Origin of the sequence: Streptomyces zaomyceticus, from assembly GCF_014656215.1 — a bacterium.
In the GTDB taxonomy this organism is placed as follows: Bacteria; Actinomycetota; Actinomycetes; order Streptomycetales; family Streptomycetaceae; genus Streptomyces; species Streptomyces zaomyceticus.
Genome location: NZ_BNBZ01000009.1, coordinates 21,179 through 42,788, shown reverse-complemented (window position 1 = coordinate 42,788; position 21,610 = coordinate 21,179). Strand labels below are relative to the sequence as shown.

17 protein-coding genes are annotated in these 21,610 nt (G+C 72.5%); 3 read left to right on the top strand and 14 right to left on the bottom strand.

Annotated elements, in window-relative coordinates; translation table 11 throughout:
* Nucleotides 1-46 precede the first annotated feature (46 nt).
* Complete coding sequence (locus IE311_RS14355; protein ID WP_189832056.1) at nt 47-877, top strand: oxidoreductase; 831 nt, start codon at nt 47-49, stop codon at nt 875-877.
* A gap of 108 nt (nt 878-985) precedes the next feature.
* Here the strand turns inward: IE311_RS14355 and IE311_RS14350 are convergent, their stop codons facing one another.
* On the bottom strand, nt 986-2,269 hold the full coding sequence (locus IE311_RS14350; protein WP_189832055.1) for an adenylosuccinate synthase: 1,284 nt from the start codon (nt 2,267-2,269) through the stop codon (nt 986-988).
* A 142-nt stretch (nt 2,270-2,411) separates the two neighbouring features.
* On the opposite strand from IE311_RS14350, the gene IE311_RS14345 reads away from it, so the two are divergent.
* A complete protein-coding gene (locus tag IE311_RS14345; RefSeq protein ID WP_229901919.1) occupies nt 2,412-3,209 on the top strand; it encodes a diacylglycerol kinase family protein in 798 nt (265 codons plus the stop codon).
* Nucleotides 3,210-3,363: 154 nt separating this feature from the next.
* Complete coding sequence (locus IE311_RS14340; protein WP_189832053.1) at nt 3,364-4,770, top strand: hypothetical protein; 1,407 nt, start codon at nt 3,364-3,366, stop codon at nt 4,768-4,770.
* Between the two features lie 56 nt (nt 4,771-4,826).
* Here the strand turns inward: IE311_RS14340 and IE311_RS14335 are convergent, their stop codons facing one another.
* The 13 genes from IE311_RS14335 to fbaA all read right to left on the bottom strand — a co-directional run bounded on the left by IE311_RS14335 (nt 4,827) and on the right by fbaA (nt 21,435).
* Nucleotides 4,827-6,023, bottom strand: coding sequence for a cytochrome P450 (locus IE311_RS14335; RefSeq protein WP_189832052.1), 1,197 nt, complete (start codon nt 6,021-6,023; stop codon nt 4,827-4,829).
* Between the two features lie 112 nt (nt 6,024-6,135).
* Complete coding sequence (locus IE311_RS14330) at nt 6,136-6,798, bottom strand: response regulator (protein ID WP_189832051.1); 663 nt, start codon at nt 6,796-6,798, stop codon at nt 6,136-6,138.
* Nucleotides 6,795-8,117 (bottom strand): sensor histidine kinase, encoded by a 1,323-nt coding sequence (locus IE311_RS14325; protein WP_189832050.1) that lies wholly within the window; start codon nt 8,115-8,117, stop codon nt 6,795-6,797. The genes IE311_RS14330 and IE311_RS14325 overlap by 4 nt, the downstream gene beginning before the upstream one ends.
* A 79-nt stretch (nt 8,118-8,196) precedes the next feature.
* On the bottom strand, nt 8,197-10,413 hold the full coding sequence (locus IE311_RS14320) for an FG-GAP repeat domain-containing protein (RefSeq protein WP_229901918.1): 2,217 nt from the start codon (nt 10,411-10,413) through the stop codon (nt 8,197-8,199).
* A 138-nt stretch (nt 10,414-10,551) separates the two neighbouring features.
* The gene (locus tag IE311_RS14315) at nt 10,552-11,421 is read right to left on the bottom strand and encodes an alpha/beta hydrolase (RefSeq protein ID WP_189832049.1); all 870 of its coding nucleotides are present in this window, start codon (nt 11,419-11,421) and stop codon (nt 10,552-10,554) included.
* Between the two features lie 116 nt (nt 11,422-11,537).
* Complete coding sequence (gene kynU, locus IE311_RS14310) at nt 11,538-12,752, bottom strand: kynureninase (RefSeq protein WP_189832048.1); 1,215 nt, start codon at nt 12,750-12,752, stop codon at nt 11,538-11,540.
* The gene (locus tag IE311_RS14305; RefSeq protein ID WP_189832047.1) at nt 12,745-13,602 is read right to left on the bottom strand and encodes a tryptophan 2,3-dioxygenase family protein; all 858 of its coding nucleotides are present in this window, start codon (nt 13,600-13,602) and stop codon (nt 12,745-12,747) included. The genes kynU and IE311_RS14305 overlap by 8 nt, the downstream gene beginning before the upstream one ends.
* A gap of 124 nt (nt 13,603-13,726) precedes the next feature.
* Entirely contained in the window at nt 13,727-14,650 is a 924-nt protein-coding gene (locus tag IE311_RS14300) for a DUF3152 domain-containing protein (protein ID WP_189832046.1), read from the bottom strand.
* Between the two features lie 196 nt (nt 14,651-14,846).
* Complete coding sequence (locus IE311_RS14295; protein WP_189832045.1) at nt 14,847-15,260, bottom strand: DUF3151 domain-containing protein; 414 nt, start codon at nt 15,258-15,260, stop codon at nt 14,847-14,849.
* A gap of 267 nt (nt 15,261-15,527) precedes the next feature.
* Complete coding sequence (locus IE311_RS14290) at nt 15,528-16,982, bottom strand: MFS transporter (protein ID WP_189832044.1); 1,455 nt, start codon at nt 16,980-16,982, stop codon at nt 15,528-15,530.
* Nucleotides 16,983-17,078: 96 nt separating this feature from the next.
* Entirely contained in the window at nt 17,079-19,067 is a 1,989-nt protein-coding gene (locus tag IE311_RS14285) for a YncE family protein (protein WP_189832043.1), read from the bottom strand.
* Nucleotides 19,068-19,175: 108 nt separating this feature from the next.
* Entirely contained in the window at nt 19,176-20,336 is a 1,161-nt protein-coding gene (locus IE311_RS14280) for a MalY/PatB family protein (RefSeq protein ID WP_189832042.1), read from the bottom strand.
* A 76-nt stretch (nt 20,337-20,412) separates the two neighbouring features.
* Nucleotides 20,413-21,435, bottom strand: coding sequence for a class II fructose-bisphosphate aldolase (gene fbaA / locus IE311_RS14275; protein WP_189832041.1), 1,023 nt, complete (start codon nt 21,433-21,435; stop codon nt 20,413-20,415).
* Nucleotides 21,436-21,610: the final 175 nt, after the last annotated feature.

Below are 21,610 nucleotides of genomic sequence, written 5' to 3'. Positions count from 1 at the left end.
CAGGCTTGTTGTGTCACCGGGAAGCAGACGACGAGGGAGTACGGACATGAGCAGGGTCTGGCTGGTCACGGGCGCCAACAGCGGTTTCGGGCGGGCGTTCACCGAGGCGGCGGTCGCCGCCGGAGATGTCGTGGTCGCCGCGGCCCGCCGCACGGAGACCCTGGAGGACCTGGTCGCCGCGCATCCCGACCAGGTGGACCCGGTCGCCCTGGACGTCACCGACACGGCGGCGGTCGACCGGGTCGTCGCGGAGGTCGCCGAGCGCCACGGCCGCATCGACGTCCTCGTCAACAACGCGGGCCGCACCCACGTCGGTTCGGTCGAGGAGACCGGCGACGCCGAGCTGCGCTCCCTCTTCGACGTCCACGTCTTCGGCCCCGCCGCTCTCACCCGCGCCGTCCTGCCCCATATGCGGGCCCGCCGCTCGGGGGCGATCGTGCAGCTCAGCAGTGTCGGCGGCCAGATGTCGATGGCGGGCTTCGGGGCGTACAGCGCCACCAAGTTCGCCCTGGAGGGCATGTCGGAGGCGCTCGCCGCGGAGGTGCGCCCGCTGGGCATCGACGTCCTGATCGTGGAGCAGGGCGCCTTCCGTACGAGCCTCTTCGGCAACCACAGCCTGAGCGGCGACGGCATCGCGGACTACGCGGACACGGTGGGGGCGACCCGCACGTTCGTGGAGACGGGCGGCGGAACGCAGGCGGGCGACCCGGCGAAGGCCGCGGCGGCGGTCCTCGCGGCACTGGACGCGAAGGAGACCCCTCTGCGGCTCGCCCTCGGCGACGACTCGATCGACACGATCCTGGGCCATCTGGACCAGGTCAGGTCGGATGTGACGACCTGGGAGAAGACCGGCCGGGACACGAAGCTGGACGGGTGAGCGCACCGCGGGGGTACGACGACACCCGCCGCCCGCGCCTGGTGGAACAGGCGTGGGCGGCGGGTGTCGTGCTGCGAGGACCCACAGGCCTTGCAGGTCCTACAGGTCCTACAGGAACGAGTTGATCTCGATCGTCTCGGTGCGGCCGGGGCCGACGCCGATCGCGGAGATCGGGGCGCCCGACATCTCCTCCAGGGCCTTCACGTACGCCTGCGCGTTCTTCGGCAGGTCGGCGAAGGTCTTGGCCTTGGTGATGTCCTCGGACCAGCCCGGCAGCATCTCGTAGATCGGCTTCGCGTGGTGGAAGTCGGTCTGCGAGTAGGGCAGCTCCTCGACGCGCTTGCCGTCGATCTCGTACGCGACGCAGACCGGGATCTGCTCCCAGCCCGTCAGCACGTCGAGCTTGGTGAGGAAGAAGTCCGTCAGGCCGTTGACCCGGGTCGCGTACCGCGCGATGACCGCGTCGAACCAGCCGCAGCGGCGGTCACGGCCGGTGGTGACACCGCGCTCGCCGCCGATGCGGCGCAGCGCCTCGCCGTCCGCGTCGAAGAGCTCCGTCGGGAACGGGCCGGCGCCGACACGGGTCGTGTACGCCTTGAGGATGCCGATGACCCGGCTGATCTTCGTCGGGCCCACGCCGGCGCCGGTGCAGGCGCCGCCCGCGGTCGGGTTCGAGGAGGTGACGAAGGGGTACGTGCCGTGGTCGACGTCCAGGAGGGTGCCCTGGCCGCCCTCGAACAGGACGACCTTGTCCTCGTCGAGCGCGTTGTTGAGGATCAGGGTGGTGTCCGCGACGAAGGGCTTGATCTGCTCCGCGTACTGGAGCATCTCCTCGACGATCTGCGCGGCGTCGATCGCACGACGGTTGTAGAGCTTGGCGAGCAGCTGGTTCTTGCCCTCCAGCGCCGCCTCGACCTTCTGGATGAGGATCGACTCGTCGTACAGGTCCTGGACCCGGATGCCGACGCGGTTGATCTTGTCGGCGTAGGTCGGGCCGATGCCGCGACCCGTGGTGCCGATCTTGCGCTTGCCGAGGAACCGTTCCGTCACCTTGTCGAGGGTGACGTTGTACGGGGTGATCAGGTGAGCGTTACCGCTGATCAGGAGCTTGGACGTGTCGACGCCACGCTCGTTCAGTCCACTCAGCTCGGAGAGCAGGACCGCCGGGTCGACGACGACACCGTTTCCGATCACCGGGGTACACCCCGGCGAGAGGATTCCGGAAGGGAGAAGATGCAGCGCGTACTTCTGGTCGCCGACGACGACGGTGTGGCCGGCGTTGTTGCCGCCCTGGTAGCGCACTACATAATCAACGGATCCACCGAGGAGATCGGTGGCCTTTCCCTTGCCCTCGTCACCCCACTGAGCACCGAGCAGCACAAGTGCGGGCACAGGCGTACACCCCTTCCGGGTGGGGCATGTCCAAGGTCAGGGGCCGAGGCCGCCTCACCGGTGTGCCCCGGAATAGACGAAGCCCCTGGCGCAATAGCGCAAGGGGCTCTTGCACAAAGATGCTACCCGAGGAAGGACCGAGGTGTCGGCTCACGACCAGCTGCTGGTGGTCATCGACCCGGTCGCCCGCCGAAGTGACGGCGAGTCCGTGCGGATCGCGAAAGATGTGTTGTCCGCGGGCGCGGAAGCGAAGATCTGCCTGCCGGACAGCCCCGAGGAATTCTGCCGGGCCCTGGCCCGGCGCGGCTCCCGGCGCCCCGTGGTGCTCGGGGACGACCGCACGCTGCTGCGCGCGGTGGCCCTGCTGCACCGCGAGCGGGAGCTCGCCACGGGGGCCCTCTCCCTCGTCCCGATCGGCGCTCCGGACTCCCTGGAAATCGCCCACGCGCTCGGCGTGCCGCGCTCCACGCCGGCCGCCGCGCGGGCGGTCCTCGACGGGCGGGTGCGGCGCCTGGACCTGCTGGTCGACGACAGCGACGGTGTCGTCCTCGACGAGCTCCTGGTGCCGGCCGTACCCGACCTGAGCTCGGCGGCACCGACCGTCTGGGGCACCTGCCGCTCCCTGGTGCGCACCCTGGTCCGGCCCGCCCCGACGGCCCTCGCGGTCCGCACCCACCGGCTGCGGGTGGAGGTGGACGGGGTGCTCCTCACGGATGTCGACACCCCGGTGGAGAGCCTGACGGTCCGCTCGGCGGGCGGTGCGGCGGAGGTGACCGTCCACCCCGCCGCCGCCCCGCCCCGGCAGGCGACCGCCCGGGTCCTCACGGTCTCCGGCCCGGACTTCCGCTACCGCGCGGACGGCCGTGTCACGGGGCCGGTCCGCCGCCGGACCTGGACGGTCCTGGGAGAGGCGTGGGGCCTCACGCTTCCCAGGGACTGACCCCGACCCGCGACTGATCGTTTCGCCCGGCCGAGCCGAGCCCCGTCGAGCCGGGCCGTCGAGCCGAGCCGGGGCCGTCCGGACTGGTGCCGGGGTACGGCCGCCGTCTAACGTCACGCGTGGCGTGGACGGCATGCGTGACGGGGGATGCGGGATGGCGCGGGCGTTGGATCTGCCGGAGACGGCACGGGCGCTGGACCGGTACGGGCGAAGAGCGGGCGCGGTGGTGACGGGCGGATGCGTCCTGTTCGTCCCCGCCGCGGGGGTCGCGCTCGTGGCGCCCGGTGAGCCGTGGGCGGGCGACCTGATCGGCGCGCTCGTCGCCCTGGGCGTGCTCGTCCTCGGCGCCGGGGCCGGTTCCTGGTTCCTGGCGCGCCGGATGAGACGCGTGCTCGGCTCCGCGGCCTGGTCGGCACATGCCGCGGTGGCCGTGCGGAGCATGCGGACCACCGAGGCCGTCGTGCTGCGGTCCCCGGCCGGGGACGGGCTGTGGCCGCTGGAGGTGGTCGCCATGCGGCAGCGGTACGAGCCGCTGCGGCCGGGCCCCGACGGGGTGATGTGGTGGTGCGGGGACCCGACCAGGGGCGGGGTGCTCGCGCCGCCCGGCGGCGGGGCGCTGCTCTGGACCAGGCCGGTGAAGCACCGGCGGGCGCGCCGGCGGATCGTGGAGCAGGCCGCGCGGACGGGTCTCCTCGGCCGGGCGGCTCCCGTCCAGCCGCAGACGCCGGACCTGGTGCCGCCCGTCCCGGGTCCGGTCACGGGTCCGGTCCCAGGTCCGGTCACGGCCACCGTTCCGGCCCCCCGCGTGAGCCTGGTCAAGCCGCCCGAGTCCGACCCGTCCGGCGCGCCGACGTACGCGCGGCTCGCCGCCCACGCCGGGCGGCAGGCCGTGGCACGGCCCCGGACCAGGACCCGGCGCCCCGAGGCGGACGCCCGCGAGGTGGCGTGGTGGCGCGTCCGCAGCCTGCGGCAGGCGGCCGGTGCCGGCCGCGTGCTGGTGGCGCTGGCCTTCTGCGCGGCGACGGCCGTGGCGGCGGCCCTCCGGCCGGAGGGGGGCGGCCTGATGAAGCTGTTCCTCGTGGCGATGGTGGCGCTCGCGGCCCTCGCGTACTCCGGCCACCGGCTGCTGACCAACGGGATTCCCGCGGTCCGGCTGATGGCCCGGGCGGCGCGCTCCCCCGTACCGGTCCCGCGCCGGTACGTCCTGCTCCACGACCCGCGGGACGGGATTCCCGTCCTGGTCGTCTTCGCCGCCCACGGCGGACCGCACGACCTGCCCGAGGGGCTCCTCCCGCTGGTGGCGCCCGGCACCGCCAAGCACCCGTGGCTCGGGCTGCCGTCGGATCCCGCCGGCACCGTCGAGCTGCGCGGCTGGCGCGACTTCTCCGCCGACGGCCTGCCGGTCGTCGTCGCCCGGTTCGAGGGCCGGGCGCTGTGGCCCGCGGGGCCGTACCGGCCGGCGGGCGGGGCGGAGGGCGCCGCGCTCCTCGCCCGGCTCGCCCCGCCCATGAGCCCTCCGGCGCCTTCGGAGGAGGACGCGGCTCCCCGGGCCGCCCTGTAGGCCGCCCGGCGGGGCTCGCACCCCGGGGCCGGGCGGGTCCCGGCGCCCGCCGGGGCTCACACCTCCACGAGCAGCTCCTCGAACCCCCGGATCACGTACCCCGGCTTCCGTACCGGCTCCGCCACGAGCCGCAGGCCCGGGGCCCGGCGCAGCAGCTCGCCGAAGACCGCCGTCAGTTCGAGCCGGGCGAGCGGGGCGCCGAGGCAGTAGTGGATGCCCGCGCCGAAGGTGATGTGCGGGTTGTCCGCGCGGGTGAGGTCGAGGGTGTCGGCGGTCGGGCCGAAGCGGGCCGGGTCGCGGTTGGCGGAGCCGAAGAGCAGGGCGACCTCGGAACCGCGGGGGATGGTCCGGCCGCCGATCTCGATGTCGTCGAGGACCCAGCGCTCGAACATCTGGAGCGGGGTGTCGTACCGCAGAAGTTCTTCCACAGCTGTGGACAACTTTTCGGGATCCGGACGGACGCCCTCCCGGAGCAGTGTCCACCAGCCGTTGACCGTGGTGTTGACGGTGGCCTCGTGGCCCGCGTTCAGGAGCAGGACACAGGTGGAGACCATCTCCTGCTCGGTCAGCTCCTCCACCGCGATCAGGGACGAGATCAGATCGTCGCCGGGTTCCCGCCGCCGCCGCGCGATCAGCTCCCGCAGATAGTCCGAGAACTCGACCGAGGCCTCGACCGCCGCCCGGGCCGTCTCCTTCGAGGGGTTCAGCTCGAACATCCCGCAGATCGCCGCCGACCAGGGACGCAGCCGTCCCCGCTCCTCCTCGTCGTCCGGGATTCCCAGCATCTCGGCGATCACCGCGACCGGCAGCGGCTCCGCGACCGAGGCCTGGAGATCGCCGCCGCCGGCCGCGACCAGACCGCCGACCAGATCGGCGGCGAGCCGCCGTACCGTCGGCGCCAGGTTCTCCACCGTCCTCGGCGTGAACGCCTTCGACACCAGCCGCCGGATCCGGCCGTGGTCGGCGGCCTCCAGATCGAGCAGCCCGTGGTCGTTGAGCGTGTGGAAGGGCTCGTACGCGGCGTCCGGCGCCTCCTGCCCGAACTCCTCGTGGGTGAAGCGGTGGGTGTACGTCCGCCCGAGCCGCCGGTCCCTGAGGAGCGCCGACACGTCCTCGTGGTGCGGGATCAGCCACTGGCGGGTCGGAGCGTGCCAGTGGGCACGGCCCGCCGCCCGCAGCTCCGCGTAGGCGGGGTAGGGATCGGCGACGAACCCGGGGGACCAGGGGTCGTACACGGTGTCAGCAGCGTCCATGACCGGACGCTACCCGCGCACCGGGACCGGCTCCAGGGGGCGCCGGGCGGCGCGGGCCGGGCAGGACCCGGAAGAGACGGCCCGGGGGGTGCCCGGAAAGTCCCGACACCCCCTAGCCGCCGACGCGCACCAGACCCGCCTCGTACGCGAACACCGCCGCCTGCGTCCGGTCCCGCAGGGCCAGCTTCACCAGGATCCGGCTCACATGCGTCTTGATCGTCGACTCGGCGACGACGAGATGGTCGGCGATCTCGGAGTTGGAGAGGCCCTGCGCGATGAGCACCAGAACCTCCGTCTCCCGCTCCGTCAGCTCTCCGATCTGCGCCATCGCCGGCGGGCGCGGGGAGCTTCCCGGCGCCTTCGCGAACTCGGTGATCAGCCGCCTGGTGACGGTCGGCGCGAGCAGCGCCTCGCCGGCGGCGACGATCCGTACCCCGTCCGCGAGCTGCCGGGCCGAGGCGTCCTTGAGCAGGAAGCCGGAGGCGCCGGCGCGCAGCGCCTGGTAGACGTACTCGTCGAGGTCGAAGGTGGTCAGGACGAGGACCTTCGCGTCCGCGTCGGCGGTGACGATCTCCCGGGTCGCGTCGATGCCGTTCAGTTCGGGCATCCGGATGTCCATGAGGACCACGTCGGGGTGGAGGGCGGCGACCTGGGCGACCGCCTCCCGGCCGTTGACCGCCTCCCCGACGACCTCGATGTCCGGCATCGCGCCGAGCAGCACCGAGAATCCCTCACGGACCATGATCTGGTCGTCGACGATCAGTACGCGGATCACTGGTCGGCCTCCTCACGGCTCACGGGGACGAAGGCCGCCACCTCGTAGCCACCGTCCTCGGTCGCCTCGGCCGTCATCTCCCCGCCGAGCATCGTCACACGTTCCCGCATGCCGGTGATGCCGTGACCGGCGCCCGGCGAGGGCTTCACGAGTCCCCGGGCGGGACCGTTGGCGATCCGGAGGCCGAGGCCGCCGAGGACATAGCTGACCTCGACCTTCGCGGCCGCGCCCGGCGCGTGCCGCAGCACGTTGGACAGGGCCTCCTGGACGATCCGGTACGCGGAGAGCTCCACGCCCTGCGGCAGCTCGCGCACGGCGCCGGTGACCGTCTTCTCGACGACGAGTCCGGCCTCCTGGACGTTGCGGACGAGCGAGTCCAGGTCGCCGAGGGTCGGCTGCGGGGCGTCGGGGGCCTCGTAGTCCTCGGCGCGGACGACGCCGAGGATCCGGCGCAGTTCGGTCAGCGCGGCGACGGCGTTCTCGCGGATGGTGAGGAAGGCCTGCTCCAGCTCCGGCGGCGGGTTCTCGACCCGGTAGGGGGCGGCCTCCGCCTGGATCGCGACCACCGACATGTGGTGGGCGACGACGTCGTGGAGCTCGCGGGCGATGGTGGTCCGCTCCTCCAGGAGGGTCCTCTTGGAGCGCTCCTGCTCGGTCACGGTCAGCTGGGCGGTGACCTCGCGGTCGGCCTGGCGGCGGACCTGGAGGACGGTGACGGCGAGCAGGACGAGGGCGGCGACGAAGAGCAGCGGGACGGAGTCGGAGGTGTATCCCCTTCCGAGGAACATCTCGGTGAAGAGGCAGAAGGCGGCCGTCACGAGCCACATCCACGCCGAGGCGCGGGGCCGGGAGCGGGCGGCGACCACGCCGAGGACCACGAGGTGGGAGAAGAACGTGATGTGCGACCAGGGCCAGCCGGCGTCGTAGCCGGTGAGGTAGCCGATGACGGGCGCGCTGAGGAGCGAGGCCCAGAAGGCGAGGACCGGCCGCACCAGGGTGAGCAGCACGATCGCGGGCGGCGCGCAGATCACCGCCAGGGAGAGCGGGGCGAACCCGGTGTCGAACTCCTCGTACCCGAGGGCGAAGACGATCAGGGCCAGGAAGGCGACGACCGTGTGCGGGAACAGTCCGAGGTGCGGGCGTATCCCCTTGGGCACGAAGCGGGCCACCCTGGGGTTCACCTCGGCCGGCTGGAGCGGGCGGTAGGCGAGCGCATCGTGGAAGAGTTCCTGCCGCAGCCCGCCGAGGACGACCTGGACCAGGTGGAACTCGGGGGCGCGGCTCGTCTCGGGGGTCTGTGTCTGAGTCACGTCGACCACGGTACGGGCGGCGGGGGACCCGGTCGTCCCGCTCGTTGCGGATCCTTCCGGGTCCCCCTTGAGGACTAGAGCGCCCGTCTCAGGAGACGTTGTCGAACGTGGCGCCGTCGCCGGAGTACAGCAGGGTCTGCCCGAGGCTGAACGGGGCGGTGGTGACTCCCGTCGAGCGGTAGAACCTCGCGCCGTCCCGCCCGTACGCGATCAGGTCGGGGCGCCCGTCGTTGTCGAGGTCGCCGGCGCCGACGAGCTGGGTGAAGGCGTTCCAGCCGCCGCCGATCCTGATCCGGGGCGCGAAGGTGCCGTCGCCCTTGCCCAGGTAGAGCCAGAGCACGCCGTCCTTGTCGCGGGCGACGAGGTCTCCGGCGGAGGCTCCGGCGATGTTGCCGACGGCCGCGAGGTGGTTGTAGATCTGCCAGCCCCCGCCGATCCTGACGCGGGGCGCGAACGGCTTCGCGTAGCTGCCGGTGCCCTTGTAGAACCAGAGGACGCCGGCGCTGTCCGTGGCCACCAGGTCGGGACGGCTGTCGCCGTCGAGGTCCGAGCCGGCGGCGATCTTGTTGTAGATCTGCCAGCCCGTGCCGACCTGCACCCGGGGGGCGAGCGTGCCGTCGCCCTTGCCGAGGTAGAGCCACTGCACGCCGGCGCCGTCGACCGTGATCACGTCGCCGTGGGCGGCGCCGCCGACGTTGCCGACGGCCTCGATCTGGCGGTAGATGCCCCAGCCGTGGCCGATGCGGGTGCGCCCGGCGACGTTGACCTGGCCGTGGTCGGGGCGGTCCCGCAGATCGTCGCGCCACAGCTGGCCGGACGCGTCCCTGGCGAGGACGTCGGTGGAGCCGTTGTCGTTCAGGTCGTGCGGGTTGTACGTCCGGGTGAGGTTCATGAACCAGCCCTGGTAGGCGGGTTCGCCCGTGCCGCCCGTCGGCGTCGCCTCGGCCTCCACGGCGTACTTGCCGTTCGGCGCGTCGGCTTCGCCGATGACACCGTCCCAGTCGAAGTCGAAGCGGGTGCCGGTGGCGGGGGCGGTCACCCGCGTCCGGAACTCCTTGCCGGTGGCGATGTGCGTGAGCGTGACGTCCAGGGTCGCGTCGCTGTCCGACAGCGTCCAGCCCAGGTTCACCCTGCCGCCGGACCTGTCCAGGTCCACCGCCTCGGGGACGTGGACCTGGTCGATCGAGAGCGGGATCACCAGCTCGGCGGTGTCGGCCACCTTGGTGACCGTCGGGGCGCCGTCCTGCGCGGCCGTGATCCGGAACAGCCCGTCGCCGTCGGCGGCGCGGCTGCCCCTCAGGACCGCGCTGCCGTCGGCCACGTCCGCCGCGTTCGTCGCGGTGATGCCGAGCTCGACGGTCTCGCCGCCGGTCAGGGAGAGGGCCCGGGCGGGCTTCGACGGGTTGCCGTAGACCAGCCAGTCGCCGACGAGCACGTGGTACCACTCGTCGAGGTGGGCGCCGAGGACGGTGACCGTCGCCTTGCCCGTGGCCCGGTCGACGGACGTGATGAAGTCGCCCTTGCCGAACTCGTAGCCGAACCAGGTCACGTGCGAGTCGGAGAAGCCCAGGCCGCCGTAGCCGAAACCGGACTCGTGGGCGGAGTAGGTCTTGGTCACCGTCCCGGCGGCCAGGTCGATCAGGGCCCGGCCGCCGGTGCGCAGGTCCGAGCCCGTCTCGTAGCCGACGAGGACGAGGCCGTCGTGGGCCGTCGAGCCGAAGTAGTCGGTGGCGTCCGCGGGGAGCCCCGAGATCGCGCGGCTGGTCGTCTCGGCGCCGTTCTTGGTCACGATGCGCAGTTCCGACCCGCCGTCGGCCTTCTTCACCTGCGCGAGGACGCTCGTCGGGCTCAGGACTGCCACGAAGTTGCCGTCGAGCGCGCCGAGGTCGATGGCGACGCCGGGCGCGGCGGGGGTGGCCATGTTCCGCAGGGTGATCGAGCGCATCTCGGGGGACCAGCTCGCATCGCCGATGACGAGCACGTCACCGGCGCCCAGGGTCCAGCCGCCGCCCTCGGGCACCTGGACCGGGATCGGGTTGCCGCCGGCGTACGACGTCCAGCGGAGCTTCCGGTTGCCGCCGCTGTCGAAGGAGTAGCTGAGGAAGCCGGTGGTGGCCACGCCCCCGAGGTTGGATCCCTCGGGGAAGACGGGGAGGCCGGTGGCCTCGCCGGCTTCGGCCGGGGCGGCGACCGGAGCGGCGGCGAACGCCGGGGCGGTGGCCAGTGTCCCGGCGCCGAGGGTCGTGACGGCGAGGACGGCCGTGACGGCCAGACCGAGACGGGTACGGGTGGAGCGGAGCCGCAAGGTGAACCCCCAGGAGGTGATCGGACACGGAAGTACCGCTTCCGTGTCCGATCAGACTCACGAGGAAGTCGATGGGTTGTACGAGAATTCGAAGACCCGTTCGCGTTGCTCGGATGTCACCGGGCGACCCTCTCGTACTCACCAGGCCAGTTGGGCGATCTCCTCAGCGACCACCGCGCAGGCGTCCGCCGCCGGGTCGATCGGCGGGAAGTGGCCGACCTCCTCCAGGAGCGTCAGACCGACCGTCTCGCCCGCCTTCGCCGCCGCCTCGGCGTAGGCGTCGGCGACGGTGTACGGGACGTCGACGTCCTCGCGACCCTGGACGACGGTGGTCGCGATCCCGGTGGGCAGCAGCGCCGACGGGTCGGCGTGGGCCGCCCGCTCCTCGTACGAGGAGGGGTCGCCGAGCAGTTCGGTGACCGCGCCGCCGCACACCCCGAGCTCGACCGCCCGGCCGAAATGGGCGATCGGGGCGAGGGCGACGACCCCGCGCAGCGGGGGCGGGGCGGGCAGCCGCCAGGGGGAGCCGACGGGCAGCACGTGCCGGGCGGCGGCCCACAGGGCGAGCTGGCCGCCCGCGGAGTGGCCGGTGAGAACGATGCGGCCGGTGTCGGCCTGCGGCAGATGCGCGGCGGCCAGCTCCGGTACGGCGTCGAGCGCGGCGGCCACGTCGTCGAAGGTCTCGGGCCAGCGCCCGGCGACCGGGGCTGCGCCGCCCTGCCGGGGGATGTCGCTGCCGCGCCGGTACTCGACGTTGGCCACGGCGAAGCCCCGTCGGGCCAGGAAGTCCACGAACGGGGTCAGGTGCTGCCTGTCGTACGGTGCCCGCCAGGCGCCGCCGTGCAGGGCGACGACGAGCGGCGCCCGGGTGGCGCCGCCGCGCGGGGCGTAGAAGTCGATCACCTGGTCCGGGTGTTCGCCGTACGCGGCGGAGGCGTCGGGGACGACGGCCGGGTGCGAGAAGGCGGACGCCTCTTCGGCGGCGGCGCGCGCGGCGGGGTCCGGCATGCTGTTCCAACCTCTCGGGTACGGGGCCGAATTGGCCTGACCTGCGGGGACGGTACCAGGAGTGGAGCCCCCGCAGATCGGGCGATCATCGGACCGCGTACGAGACCGTCGAGGTCTCAGGAGGCGAGGCCGGCCGGACCCTCCGCCAGAACCTCCGAGAGAACCCGCGCGGCCCGCTCCGCGTCGGCGAACCCGACGTACAGCGGGGTGAAGCCGAACCGCAGCACGTCCGGGCGGCGCAGATCGCCCACCACTCCGCGCCGGATCAGCTCCGCCATGACGGCGGGCGCGTTCTCGCAGCTCAGCGCCACCTGACTGCCCCGCTCGGCATGCGTGTCGGGTGTCACCGAGCGGACCCGGCCCTCCGGCACGTACGCGCGGACGCACTCCAGGAAGAAGTCCGTGAGCGCGAGGGACTTGGTCCGCACGTCCTCGATCGCGACCCCGTCCCAGACGTCGAGCGCCGCTTCGAGGGCCAGCATGGAGAGGATGTCGGGCGTGCCGACCCGGCCCCGCACCGCGCCCGCGGCCGCCTCGTACCCGGGGGTCATGGCGAACGGGTCGGTGTGCGAGTTCCAGCCGGGCAGCGGCGAGTCGAAGGCGGCCTGGTGCCGTTCGGCGACGTACAGGTAGGCGGGCGAACCGGGCCCGCCGTTCAGGTACTTGTAGGTGCAGCCGACGGCCAGGTCGACCCCGTGCGCGTCCAGTCCGACGGGCAGCGCGCCCGCGCTGTGGCAGAGGTCCCAGACGGCGAGCGCGCCCGCCGCGTGCAGCGCGGCCGTGATGCCGGGCAGGTCGTGCCGGCGGCCGCTGCGGTAGTCGACGTGGTTGACGAGGGCGGCGGCCGTGCGCGGGCCGGCCGCGTCGGCCATCCCCGCCGGCTCGACGGGCACGATCCGGTGCCCCGTCATCCGCGCCGCGGACTCCGCGATGTACCCGTCCGTGGGAAAGGTCGTCGCGTCGACGAGGATCTCGTCGCGGTCCTCACCACTCAGACGAGCGGCGGCGACGACCGCCTTGAAGACGTTCACACTGGTCGAGTCGCCCACCACGATCTGCCCGGGGGCGGCGCCGACGATCGGCGCTATCCGGTCACCGATCCGCTCGGGCGCGGTCCACCAGCCCGACTCGCCCCAGGAGCGGATGCGCAGCTCGCCCCACTCGCGCGTGATGACGTCGGCCATCCGGGCCGGGACGTGGGCGGGCAGCGCGCCGAGCGAGTTGCCGTCGAGGTAGACGGTCCCGGCGTCGAGGGCGAACTTCTCGCGGTGCTTGCCGAGTTCGTCGATCGCGTCGAGGCGCGCGGCCTTCTCTCCGTAGGTCTCAGACATGGCTGCGCGCCGTCCAGAGCTCCGGGAACACGTTCTTCTGGGCCCTCTTCTCCAGCCAGGCCACGCCCGCCGAACCGCCGGTGCCGGTCTTCGCGCCCATCGCGCGCCGGGTCGCCACCAGGTGGTCGTTGCGCCATCGCCAGACGAGTTCGGCGACATCACTCAGGGCCTCGCCGAGCCGGACGAGTTCGCCGTTCTGGTCGGCGTCCGCGTAGATCCCGGCCCAGACCGCCTCGACCTCGGCCGAGGGCTCGTACCGCTGTGCCAGATCGCGGCCGAGGACGGCGTCCGGGACGGGCAGGCCGCGGCGGGCGAGCAGCGCGAGGACCTCGTCGTAGAGGCTGGGCTCGTGGAGCGCCTTCTCCAGCTCGGAGTGGACGCGGGGCGCGCCCCGGTGCGGGACGAGCATGGACGCGGACTTCTCGCCGAGCAGGAACTCCATCCGCCGGTACATCGCGGACTGGAAGCCGGAGCCCTCGCCGAGCGCGGACCGGTAGGCGTTGAACTGGGCGGGGGTGAGCTGGGCGAGCGGGCGCCAGGAGTGGTTGAGGGCCTCCAGCTCGCGCACGGACCGCTTGAGCGCGTCCATCGCGACGGGGACGCGGTCCTCGCGCAGGGCGCGGCTCGCGGTCTCCCACTCGTGGACGATCACCGTGAACCACAGCTCCATGACCTGGGTGGTGACCAGGAAGACCATCTCGCCGGGGTCGTCCGAGCGGAGGTGCTGGAGATGGGTGAGAACGTCCGCCTGGACGTAGTCCTCGTACGGCGTCGTGCCGGCGAAGTCGAGATTCGGGTCGACAGCGACCGAACCGGCTGCGGAATCGGGAGAACCCGGGGAGAGTGACATTTCTGTCTCCTCGATACGAACTACCGGGTAGCGGTCTGCTCCACCGCGCGCACGGTCGTCCATGCGTCACGGGAGCCCCGGTCCCCTCGGGAGGCGTGCTTCGTCGCGCGCCGTCCCAACGGCATCATGACACGATCGGGCCGGTGATGTAGCTACCGTCTTCGTCATACGGAAATGCGTTCGATCTGCATCCGTTCAGGCCCTTGATCTGCTGCATCATCGCGGGTGCGAGTCTGCCCGGACCCGGGCAGCCCATGTGCTCCCGGATGCCGATCTCGTGCCCGACCTCGTGGTTGATGATCAGATGCCGGTACTCGGCGGGCTCCCCCGCGAAGGTGGGCGAACCCAGCATCCACCGCTTGAGGTTCACCACGACCCCGTCGGTGGTCTCGCAGTTCAGCTCGCCGCGGGTGTCCAGGCCCTGCCGCAGACAGAGCGCGTCGGCCGTGTCCGGGGTGGCGATCCGGATGACGAAGTCGGCCTCCCCCGAGACCAGCTGGAAACGGCCCCGGCCGTGCGCCGCCCAGCCGCGCGGATGCGCCAGGATCCGCTGGATCTCGGCGGCCGCCCCGCGCGCCGACAGCGCGATCCCCTTCTCGACCTGGACCCGGTACCTGCGCAGCTCGCCGCCTTCGCCGATCGGCGCGCCGGAGGCCTGGGCGGTGGTGAAGGTCCCGGCACCGGACTGCGGCACGGCCGCCACCTTCGCCGGGGCCTTCGGGGTCGCCTTCGGCTTCGGCCGGGCCTCCGGCGTCTTCGACGGCGGCTTCGGCCGCTTCGGCTTCGCCGTCGCGGGCCGGGAGGTGGGAGCGGCCGTCGTCGGGGACGGGCTCTCGGTGACCGGCTCCGGTGCGGGAGCGGACGCCGGGGCGGCCCTGTCCTCGGGGGCCGGGCCGTTGAAGTGGGCGAGGGCCACGCCCGCGCCGAGCGCGACCGTCATCAGGACCAGCGTCGGCAGCGCGAGCCGGGCCGCGGGGCCGCGTCTTCCTCCGCCCCGCCGTCGGCCCTGTGTTCGTCGCCGTCCTGCGGATGCCGCACGCTTGCCCACGACAGACGTCTCCCCTGCGTCGGCCGGCGGTGGGGGAAGAGGGAATGGGGCCTCGGTACCGGCGTCTTCGGTCCTGCGGTCCCGGGGATCGTACCGGCACCGCTCGAACACGATCGAACGGATCGAGGGGTCCGTCCGGATTTCGCCCGGTCCGTCGGACAGGGCGAAATCCGGACAGCGTCAGATACGGAACAGGTCAGCCGAGCGTCTCCGCCGCGGTCTCCGAGGAGTCCCGCAGGAAGGTCGAGCAGCGCTCGAACTCGTCCTTCTCGCCGATCTCGCCGGCCGCCCGGGCCAGCGCGTGCAGCGCGCGCAGGAAACCGCGGTTCGGCTCGTGCTCCCACGGCACCGGGCCGTGGCCCTTCCAGCCGCTGCGGCGCAGCGCGTCGAGGCCGCGGTGGTAGCCGGTACGGGCATAGGCGTACGACTCGACGACCGAACCGCGCTCGTACGCGTCGTCGGCGAGCCGGGCCCAGGCGAGCGAGGAGGTCGGGTACTTCGCGGCGACCTCCGCCGGCGCCGTACCGCTCGCGAGCAGCTCGCGCGGTCCCGGGTCGTCGGGCAGGTGGGTGGGGGCCGGTCCCCCCAGAAGGTTCTCGTGGATGGCCATGGGGTCAGTCTGCCTCAGTCCCCGCCCGCCGCGGCGCCCACGCCCCGGCCGCCCCACCGGACCCGCCCCACCCACCGCCCACCGGCGCCGCAACCGCCCCGCCCCGGACGGCGCGCCGCGTCTTCGGAACCGCCCCACCCGCCGACCACCGCGCCGGGCCCCGCCTCGGACGGCGTACCGGACCCGCCCGGGACACCCGCGACGGACCGCCCCGGACGCCCGGCCCCGGACGCCCCGCCCACCGCCGCCGGAACCGCCCCGCCCCGTTCACGCCGAGGCGTCCCGCTGCCCCGGGTCGAGCGGCGGGGACGTCACCCCGCAGTGCACCCGGCATTCCGGGTGGCAGCCCGCCCTCACGGGGCCCCGCATCGTCGTCCAGGCGATCACCGCGCCCACCACCAGGATCCCCGCGCACATCGGCATCGCCTTCCGGAACGTCTCCCCGAACTCCTCCGCCGAGCGGTACGCCTCCGGCCCCATCCCCGCCAGCATCGGCAGCGCCGCCACCGCCAGCAGCCCGGCCGCCCGCGCCGCCGCGTTGTTGATGCCGCTCGCGAGGCCCGCCCTGGCCACGTCCACCGAGGCGAGCACGGTCGCCGTCAGCGGGGCGACCAGGGCCGTCATACCGAGCCCGAGCACCAGCAGGGCCGGCAGCACGTCCCGGACGTACGAGGCGTCCTCGCCGACCCGCAGCATCAGGAGCATCCCCGCGGCGCACAGCAGCGGCCCCACCGTGAGCGGGATCCTGGGCCCGATCCGCTCCCCCAGCTCCCCGGACTTCGCCGACAGCAGCAGCATCAGGACGGTCGTCGGCAGCAGGGCCGTACCGGCGCCGAGCGCCGAGTAGCCCGCCACCACCTGGAGCTGGAGGGCGGCCAGGAAGAAGAAGCCGCCGAAGGCCGCGTACACGCACAGGGTGACCAGGTTGACCGCCGTGAACATCCGGGACGCGAAGATCGACGGCGGCACCATCGCCGACTCGCCGAGCCGCCGCTCCACCACCACGAACCAGACCCCGACGAGGACCCCGGCCGCCCCCGCCCACCAGGCCTCGCCGATCAGCGCGTACGTCACGAGGGCGAGCGCCGCCGCGCCCAGGACCGCGCCGAGCACGTCGAAACGGCCGTGCGCGGTCTCGTCCCGGGACTCCGGCACATGCCGCAGGGCGACGGGCACGCAGAGGGCGGCGAGCGGCACGTTCAGCAGGAACACCCACCGCCAGCCCGGCCCGTCCACCAGCCAGCCGCCGACGAACGGCCCGATCGCCGCTCCCACACCGCCGAAGCCGGACCACAGCCCCACCGCCCGGGCCCGGTCGTCCTCGTGGAAGCTCGCCTGGATCAGCGCGAGGGAGCCGGGGGTGAGCAGCGCCCCGCCCACGCCCTGGAGGGCCCGGGCGGCGATCAGCACCCCGGCGTTCGGGGCGAGCCCGCACAGCAGCGAGGCCAGCGCGAACCACACCACCCCGATCACGAAGACCCGCCGCCGCCCGTACCGGTCGCCGAGCGCCCCGCCGAGCAGGATCAGCCCGGCCAGGGTCAGCATGTAGGCGTTGACCGTCCACTGGAGAACGGCCAGGTCGGCGCCCAGGTCCTCGCCGATGTGCGGCAGCGCGACATTGACGACGGTGGAGTCGAGCAGGGCCATCCCGGAACCGAGGACGGTCGTGAACACGATCCATCGCCCGGTCCCCGAGGCCATCCGTACGTCACGGTCGCCCATGCCTGCATGGTCCCCCGAACGCCGCCGCCCCGCCCACCGGAATCCGAGGAGACGGTGGACGGGGCGGCGGTCGACGGGGCGGCCGTGGCCGACGGGTCAGCGGGTGATGTTGAAGTACTTCCACGCTCCGTGAACCGTGGTGTTCACGTTGTCGCCGGACACACCGTCCACGTACGCCGTACGGACCCGGGCGCGGACGCCTTCGGCTCCGGCGCCGTCGAACAGGATGTACGCCATACCGCCGCTGTTCAGCCGGACGTAGTCCTCGGAGCCCGTGCGCCAGGCGCCCGCGTACCAGACCTGGACCTCGTACTTGGTCATCCGGCCCGGGTACGGGTTGTTCCACGCGGTGACCTTCACGTCGCCGGTCTGGTGGTACGACTGGTACCAGATGGTGCCGATCTTCGACCACTTGTAGTGCTGGGACAACGCGGTCGTCAGACCGGCCCGGGTGTACACGGTGGAGCCGACGTGGGCTCGGCCGGAGCGGGTGTCACCGGCGAAGTCCGCGGTCACCCAGGTGTCGCGGGTCATCCGGGTCGTCACCGACAGCTTGCCCGCCGAGTTGACCGTGCCGCGCTTGAGCAGCCGCTTGGGCTCCGAGCCGTACGGGTCGGCCCAGATCTCCACCACCCGGTTCCGGTACGACCAGCCGAGCGAGGCCGTGTACGTCACGTTGGTGCCGTAGTCGACCGTGCGACGGTTCTGGTCCAGCTTCAGGTACGTCGGGAAGGGCGCCACCTGCACGGCGGCCGTCCCGGTGGAGTACGCGCGCTTGGCGTCACCCATGTACGCCACCTTGTACGAGACCTTCCCGGCCGCGGCCGGGGTGTCCGGGAACGAGAAGGTGCCGTTCGCCGCGAGCGTCCGCGTCCCGAGCGCCTTGCCGGCCGGGTTCTCGGCGTCGTACCGCGTCACGGTGAGCGGAGCGCCCGCCGGGAGCTTCAGCGTGGAGGAGACCGAGCCGGAGACGGTGAGCGGCTTGTTGATCGGCGCGTTGGCCGGGGCCTTCACCGTCACGGAGACGGTGTGGAGCTTCGGCGATGTGTAGATCCGGAGCACGTGCTCCGACTGGCCCGGCAGCTGCACCGGGACGAAGAGCCGGGTGCTGTCGGGCGCCCACTCCATCTCCCCGCCGAACAGCATCCAGGACTTCGTGTCCCGGACGCTCGCCGGGGTCGTGGAGCCGCCGTTGAAGACGAAGACGTCGCCGACGTCGTCACGGTCGCTCGTCCCGCCGGCCACGGTGCCGTCCGGGGCGACGGCCACGGCCTCCGCGCTCCAGGAGACCGGGTACTTCTCCTGCTCGGAGAGGTCGGTGAGGCTGAGCCTGGTGAGCGAGGTGACCCGGTCCGCCGCGACGACGCTCTTGCCGTCGGGGGCGATCTCGATGTCCTTCACGAACCCCTGGCGCTCGGCGGACGTGCGGACGACCGGCGTGCCCGACCCGGTGTCGTACACGACGATCGGGCCCGAGCTGATGGTGCCGTCGGCGGCGACGAGCGTGTCCGGAGCCGCCGGGTCGGTGCGGAGCGTGGGCGCGTGCGACCAGTTGGCACCCGTGGTGAGGGCCAGGGTCACGGTCGGCACGGCCGTGGTCAGGTCGACCGACCCGAGATCCGAGTCCCAGTTCTCGCCGTAGCCGAACCAGACGCGGCCGGCGGCGGACGCGACGGTCGAGGGCTTGGTGCCCTGGCCCGTCGGGTACTCGGCGGTGACGGCCAGCTGGGCCGTGTCGATGGCGACGAGCTTGTCCGCGTTCTCGAGCGCCGCGTACACCGTGGCCGAGTCGTCGGAGAGGTCGAGGTCACGGACATAGGCCAGATCGTCGATGGCCTTGACGAACTTGCCCGCGAAGTCGGTGACGACGACGCGGTTGTTGTACGTGTCGCTGAAGTACAGGCGCTGGTGGGCGCCGTCGACCACCATGTCGCCGATGGTTCCGACGTTCAGCGGCACGACGGAGTCGGCGGCCGCCGGGACCGCCGTGCCCGCGACCAGCGTCGCGGAACCGAGAAGGACCGCGAACGACGTCGCGGCCGAGAGAGCGCGCTTGCGCACGATGAAGAGCCCCCCAAAGAGCATGGTTCCGGCCCCTCAACACGGGGCACGGTGCAGGAAGACTAGAACACGTCTGCGACACCCCGCCTCCCGGTATCCGCGCCGCGCCCCACCGGGGCCGTCGACGTCCCCTCAGGTCGTCCGCAGCCGCCCCGCCGCCCGGACGAGGGCGTCCACACCCCGCTCGGCCTTCTTCCGGGGACAGCCCACGTTGAGCCGGACGAAGCCCGGCGTGCCGTACACCCCGCCGGGCATGATGGCGACCTTCTCGACCGCCACCAGCTCCTCCTGGAGCCTGGCCTCCTCGATGCCGAGCGGCCGCAGGTCGATCCAGGCGAGATAGCCGGCCTGCGGGGGCTCCCAGTCGACCCCCGGAAGGCCCGTGGCGAGTCGCTCCCGGACCGTGCTCATCGTGCCCGCCACATACGCGCGGAGTTCGTCCAGCCAGTCGGCTCCCTGCCGGTACGCGGCGATGTGGGCGGTCAGCGAGAGCACGGCGGGCGAGGCCAGGCCCTCGCCGGTCTCCATCCGGCGGACGAAGGCGGTGCGCTCGTCGGGGTCCCCGACGATCCCGTACGACCCGGAGAGCGCCGGGAAGTTGAAGGCCTTCGTGCCCGAGGTGACCAGGGCCCAGCGGCGGCCGCGGCCCGGCTCGGCGATCCGGGTCCACGGGATGTGGCGGTGGCCCTCGGTGGTCAGGTCGGCGTGGATCTCGTCGCTGACGACGGCCGCGCCGTGCCGTTCGGCGAGCTCGGCGAAGACGGTCAGCTCCTCCTCCGTCCACACCCGGCCGGTCGGGTTGTGCGGGGAGCAGAGCAGCAGCATCCGGCTGTCCGGCCGGGCCAGCTCGCGTTCGAGGGCTTCGAGGTCCCCGAGGGGTACGCCGCGCAGCTCGCGTCCGAGCCCGGTGACGGCCTTGCGGAAGCCGTCGTAGGTGGGGGTGTGGACGACCACGCCGTCGCCTGGCCCGGTCCACATCCGCAGCAGTTGCGAGAGCTGGTTGAGCACGGAGGGCGCGTAGACCAGCGCGTCGGTGTCGATCTCGGTGGCGAAGCGGCTCGCGTACCAGTGCCGGATCGCCTCGCGGAACTCTCCGAGCCGCCAGTCGGTGTAGCCGAAGACCCCGTGGTCGACCCGCTCGCGGAGCGCGGCGAGCACCTCGGGCGGGGAGGCGAAGTCCATGTCGGAGATGGTGAAGGGGAGCAGGTCGGGCACGCCGAAGCGATCCGCGATCCCGTCCCACTGGACCGACCAGGTGCCGTGCCGGTCTATCTCGCGGTCGAAGTCGTACATCGGGCCCTCTCGTCGACGGACGAAGGGCCCGGCACCTGGGGAGGTACCGGGCCCTTCGCTCACACGATCTGCTTCGTTACTTCAGCTTGGTGCCGGTCGAGCGCAGCGCGGCGCACGCCTCGGTCACGCGGACGGCCATGCCGGCCTCGGCCAGCTTGCCCCAGGTGCGGGGGTCGTAGGTCGACTTGACGCCGACCTCGCCGTCGACCTTCAGGACACCGTCGTAGTTCTTGAACATGTGGTTCGCCACCGGACGCGTGAAGGCGTACTGGGTGTCGGTGTCCAGGTTCATCTTCACGACGCCGTTCTCCAGCGCGGTGGCGATCTCCTCGGCCGTGGAGCCCGAGCCGCCGTGGAAGACGAAGTCGAACGGCGAGGCCTTGCCGTACTTCTCGGCGACGCCGGCCTGGAGGTCCTTGAGGAGCTCCGGGCGGAGCACGACGTTGCCCGGCTTGTAGACGCCGTGCACATTGCCGAAGGAGGCGGCGAGCAGGTAGCGGCCCTTCTCGCCCAGGCCGAGGGCCTCGGCGGTGCGGAGCGCGTCGTCGACGGTCGTGTACAGCTCGTCGTTGATCTCGTGGCTGACGCCGTCCTCCTCGCCACCGGTCGGGGTGATCTCGACCTCGAGGATGATCTTGGCGGCGGCGGCCTTCGCGAGCAGCTCCTGGCCGATGGCCAGGTTGTCCGCGAGGGTCTCGGCGGAGCCGTCCCACATGTGGGACTGGAACAGCGGGTTCTCGCCGCGGGCGACGCGCTCGGCGGAGACCTCGATCAGCGGACGGACGTAGCTGTCCAGCTTGTCCTTCGGGCAGTGGTCGGTGTGCAGCGCGACCGTGATGTCGTACTTCGCGGCGACGATGTGCGCGAACTCGGCCAGGGCAACGGCGCCCGTGACCATGTCCTTGTTGTACTGGCCGCCCAGGAACTCGGCTCCGCCGGTCGAGATCTGGATGATGCCGTCGCTCTCGGCCTCCGCGAAACCGCGCAGAGCGGCGTGCAGGGTCTGGGACGAAGTCACGTTGATGGCCGGGTAGGCGAACTTGCCTGCCTTCGCCCGGTCGAGCATCTCGTTGTAGACCTCGGGGGTTGCGATGGGCATTCGTCCGCTCCTTGTGATGTGCGGGAGTGTGTGCGTTGCTGTCCCTGACCTGGGGGCGACGTCATCGTCGACGCCCATCCTTCCAGACTCTTCTGCGGGCTCCCACGGGCACGGCACACGAAGGGGCGGGGTGTTTCACGTGAAACACCCCGCCCCTGGGTAAAAACGCAGGTCA

Coding starts and splice junctions, on each gene's coding strand:
- kynU (WP_189832048.1), bottom strand. CDS start 12,752: ATGTCTGAGACCTACGGAGAGAAGGCCGCGCGCCTCGACGCGATCGAC.
- IE311_RS14315 (WP_189832049.1), bottom strand. CDS start 11,421: ATGCCGGACCCCGCCGCGCGCGCCGCCGCCGAAGAGGCGTCCGCCTTC.
- IE311_RS14285 (WP_189832043.1), bottom strand. CDS start 19,067: ATGCTCTTTGGGGGGCTCTTCATCGTGCGCAAGCGCGCTCTCTCGGCC.
- IE311_RS14340 (WP_189832053.1), top strand. CDS start 3,364: ATGGCGCGGGCGTTGGATCTGCCGGAGACGGCACGGGCGCTGGACCGG.
- fbaA (WP_189832041.1), bottom strand. CDS start 21,435: ATGCCCATCGCAACCCCCGAGGTCTACAACGAGATGCTCGACCGGGCG.
- IE311_RS14290 (WP_189832044.1), bottom strand. CDS start 16,982: ATGGGCGACCGTGACGTACGGATGGCCTCGGGGACCGGGCGATGGATC.
- IE311_RS14280 (WP_189832042.1), bottom strand. CDS start 20,336: ATGTACGACTTCGACCGCGAGATAGACCGGCACGGCACCTGGTCGGTC.
- IE311_RS14335 (WP_189832052.1), bottom strand. CDS start 6,023: ATGGACGCTGCTGACACCGTGTACGACCCCTGGTCCCCCGGGTTCGTC.
- IE311_RS14355 (WP_189832056.1), top strand. CDS start 47: ATGAGCAGGGTCTGGCTGGTCACGGGCGCCAACAGCGGTTTCGGGCGG.
- IE311_RS14295 (WP_189832045.1), bottom strand. CDS start 15,260: ATGGCCATCCACGAGAACCTTCTGGGGGGACCGGCCCCCACCCACCTG.
- IE311_RS14305 (WP_189832047.1), bottom strand. CDS start 13,602: ATGTCACTCTCCCCGGGTTCTCCCGATTCCGCAGCCGGTTCGGTCGCT.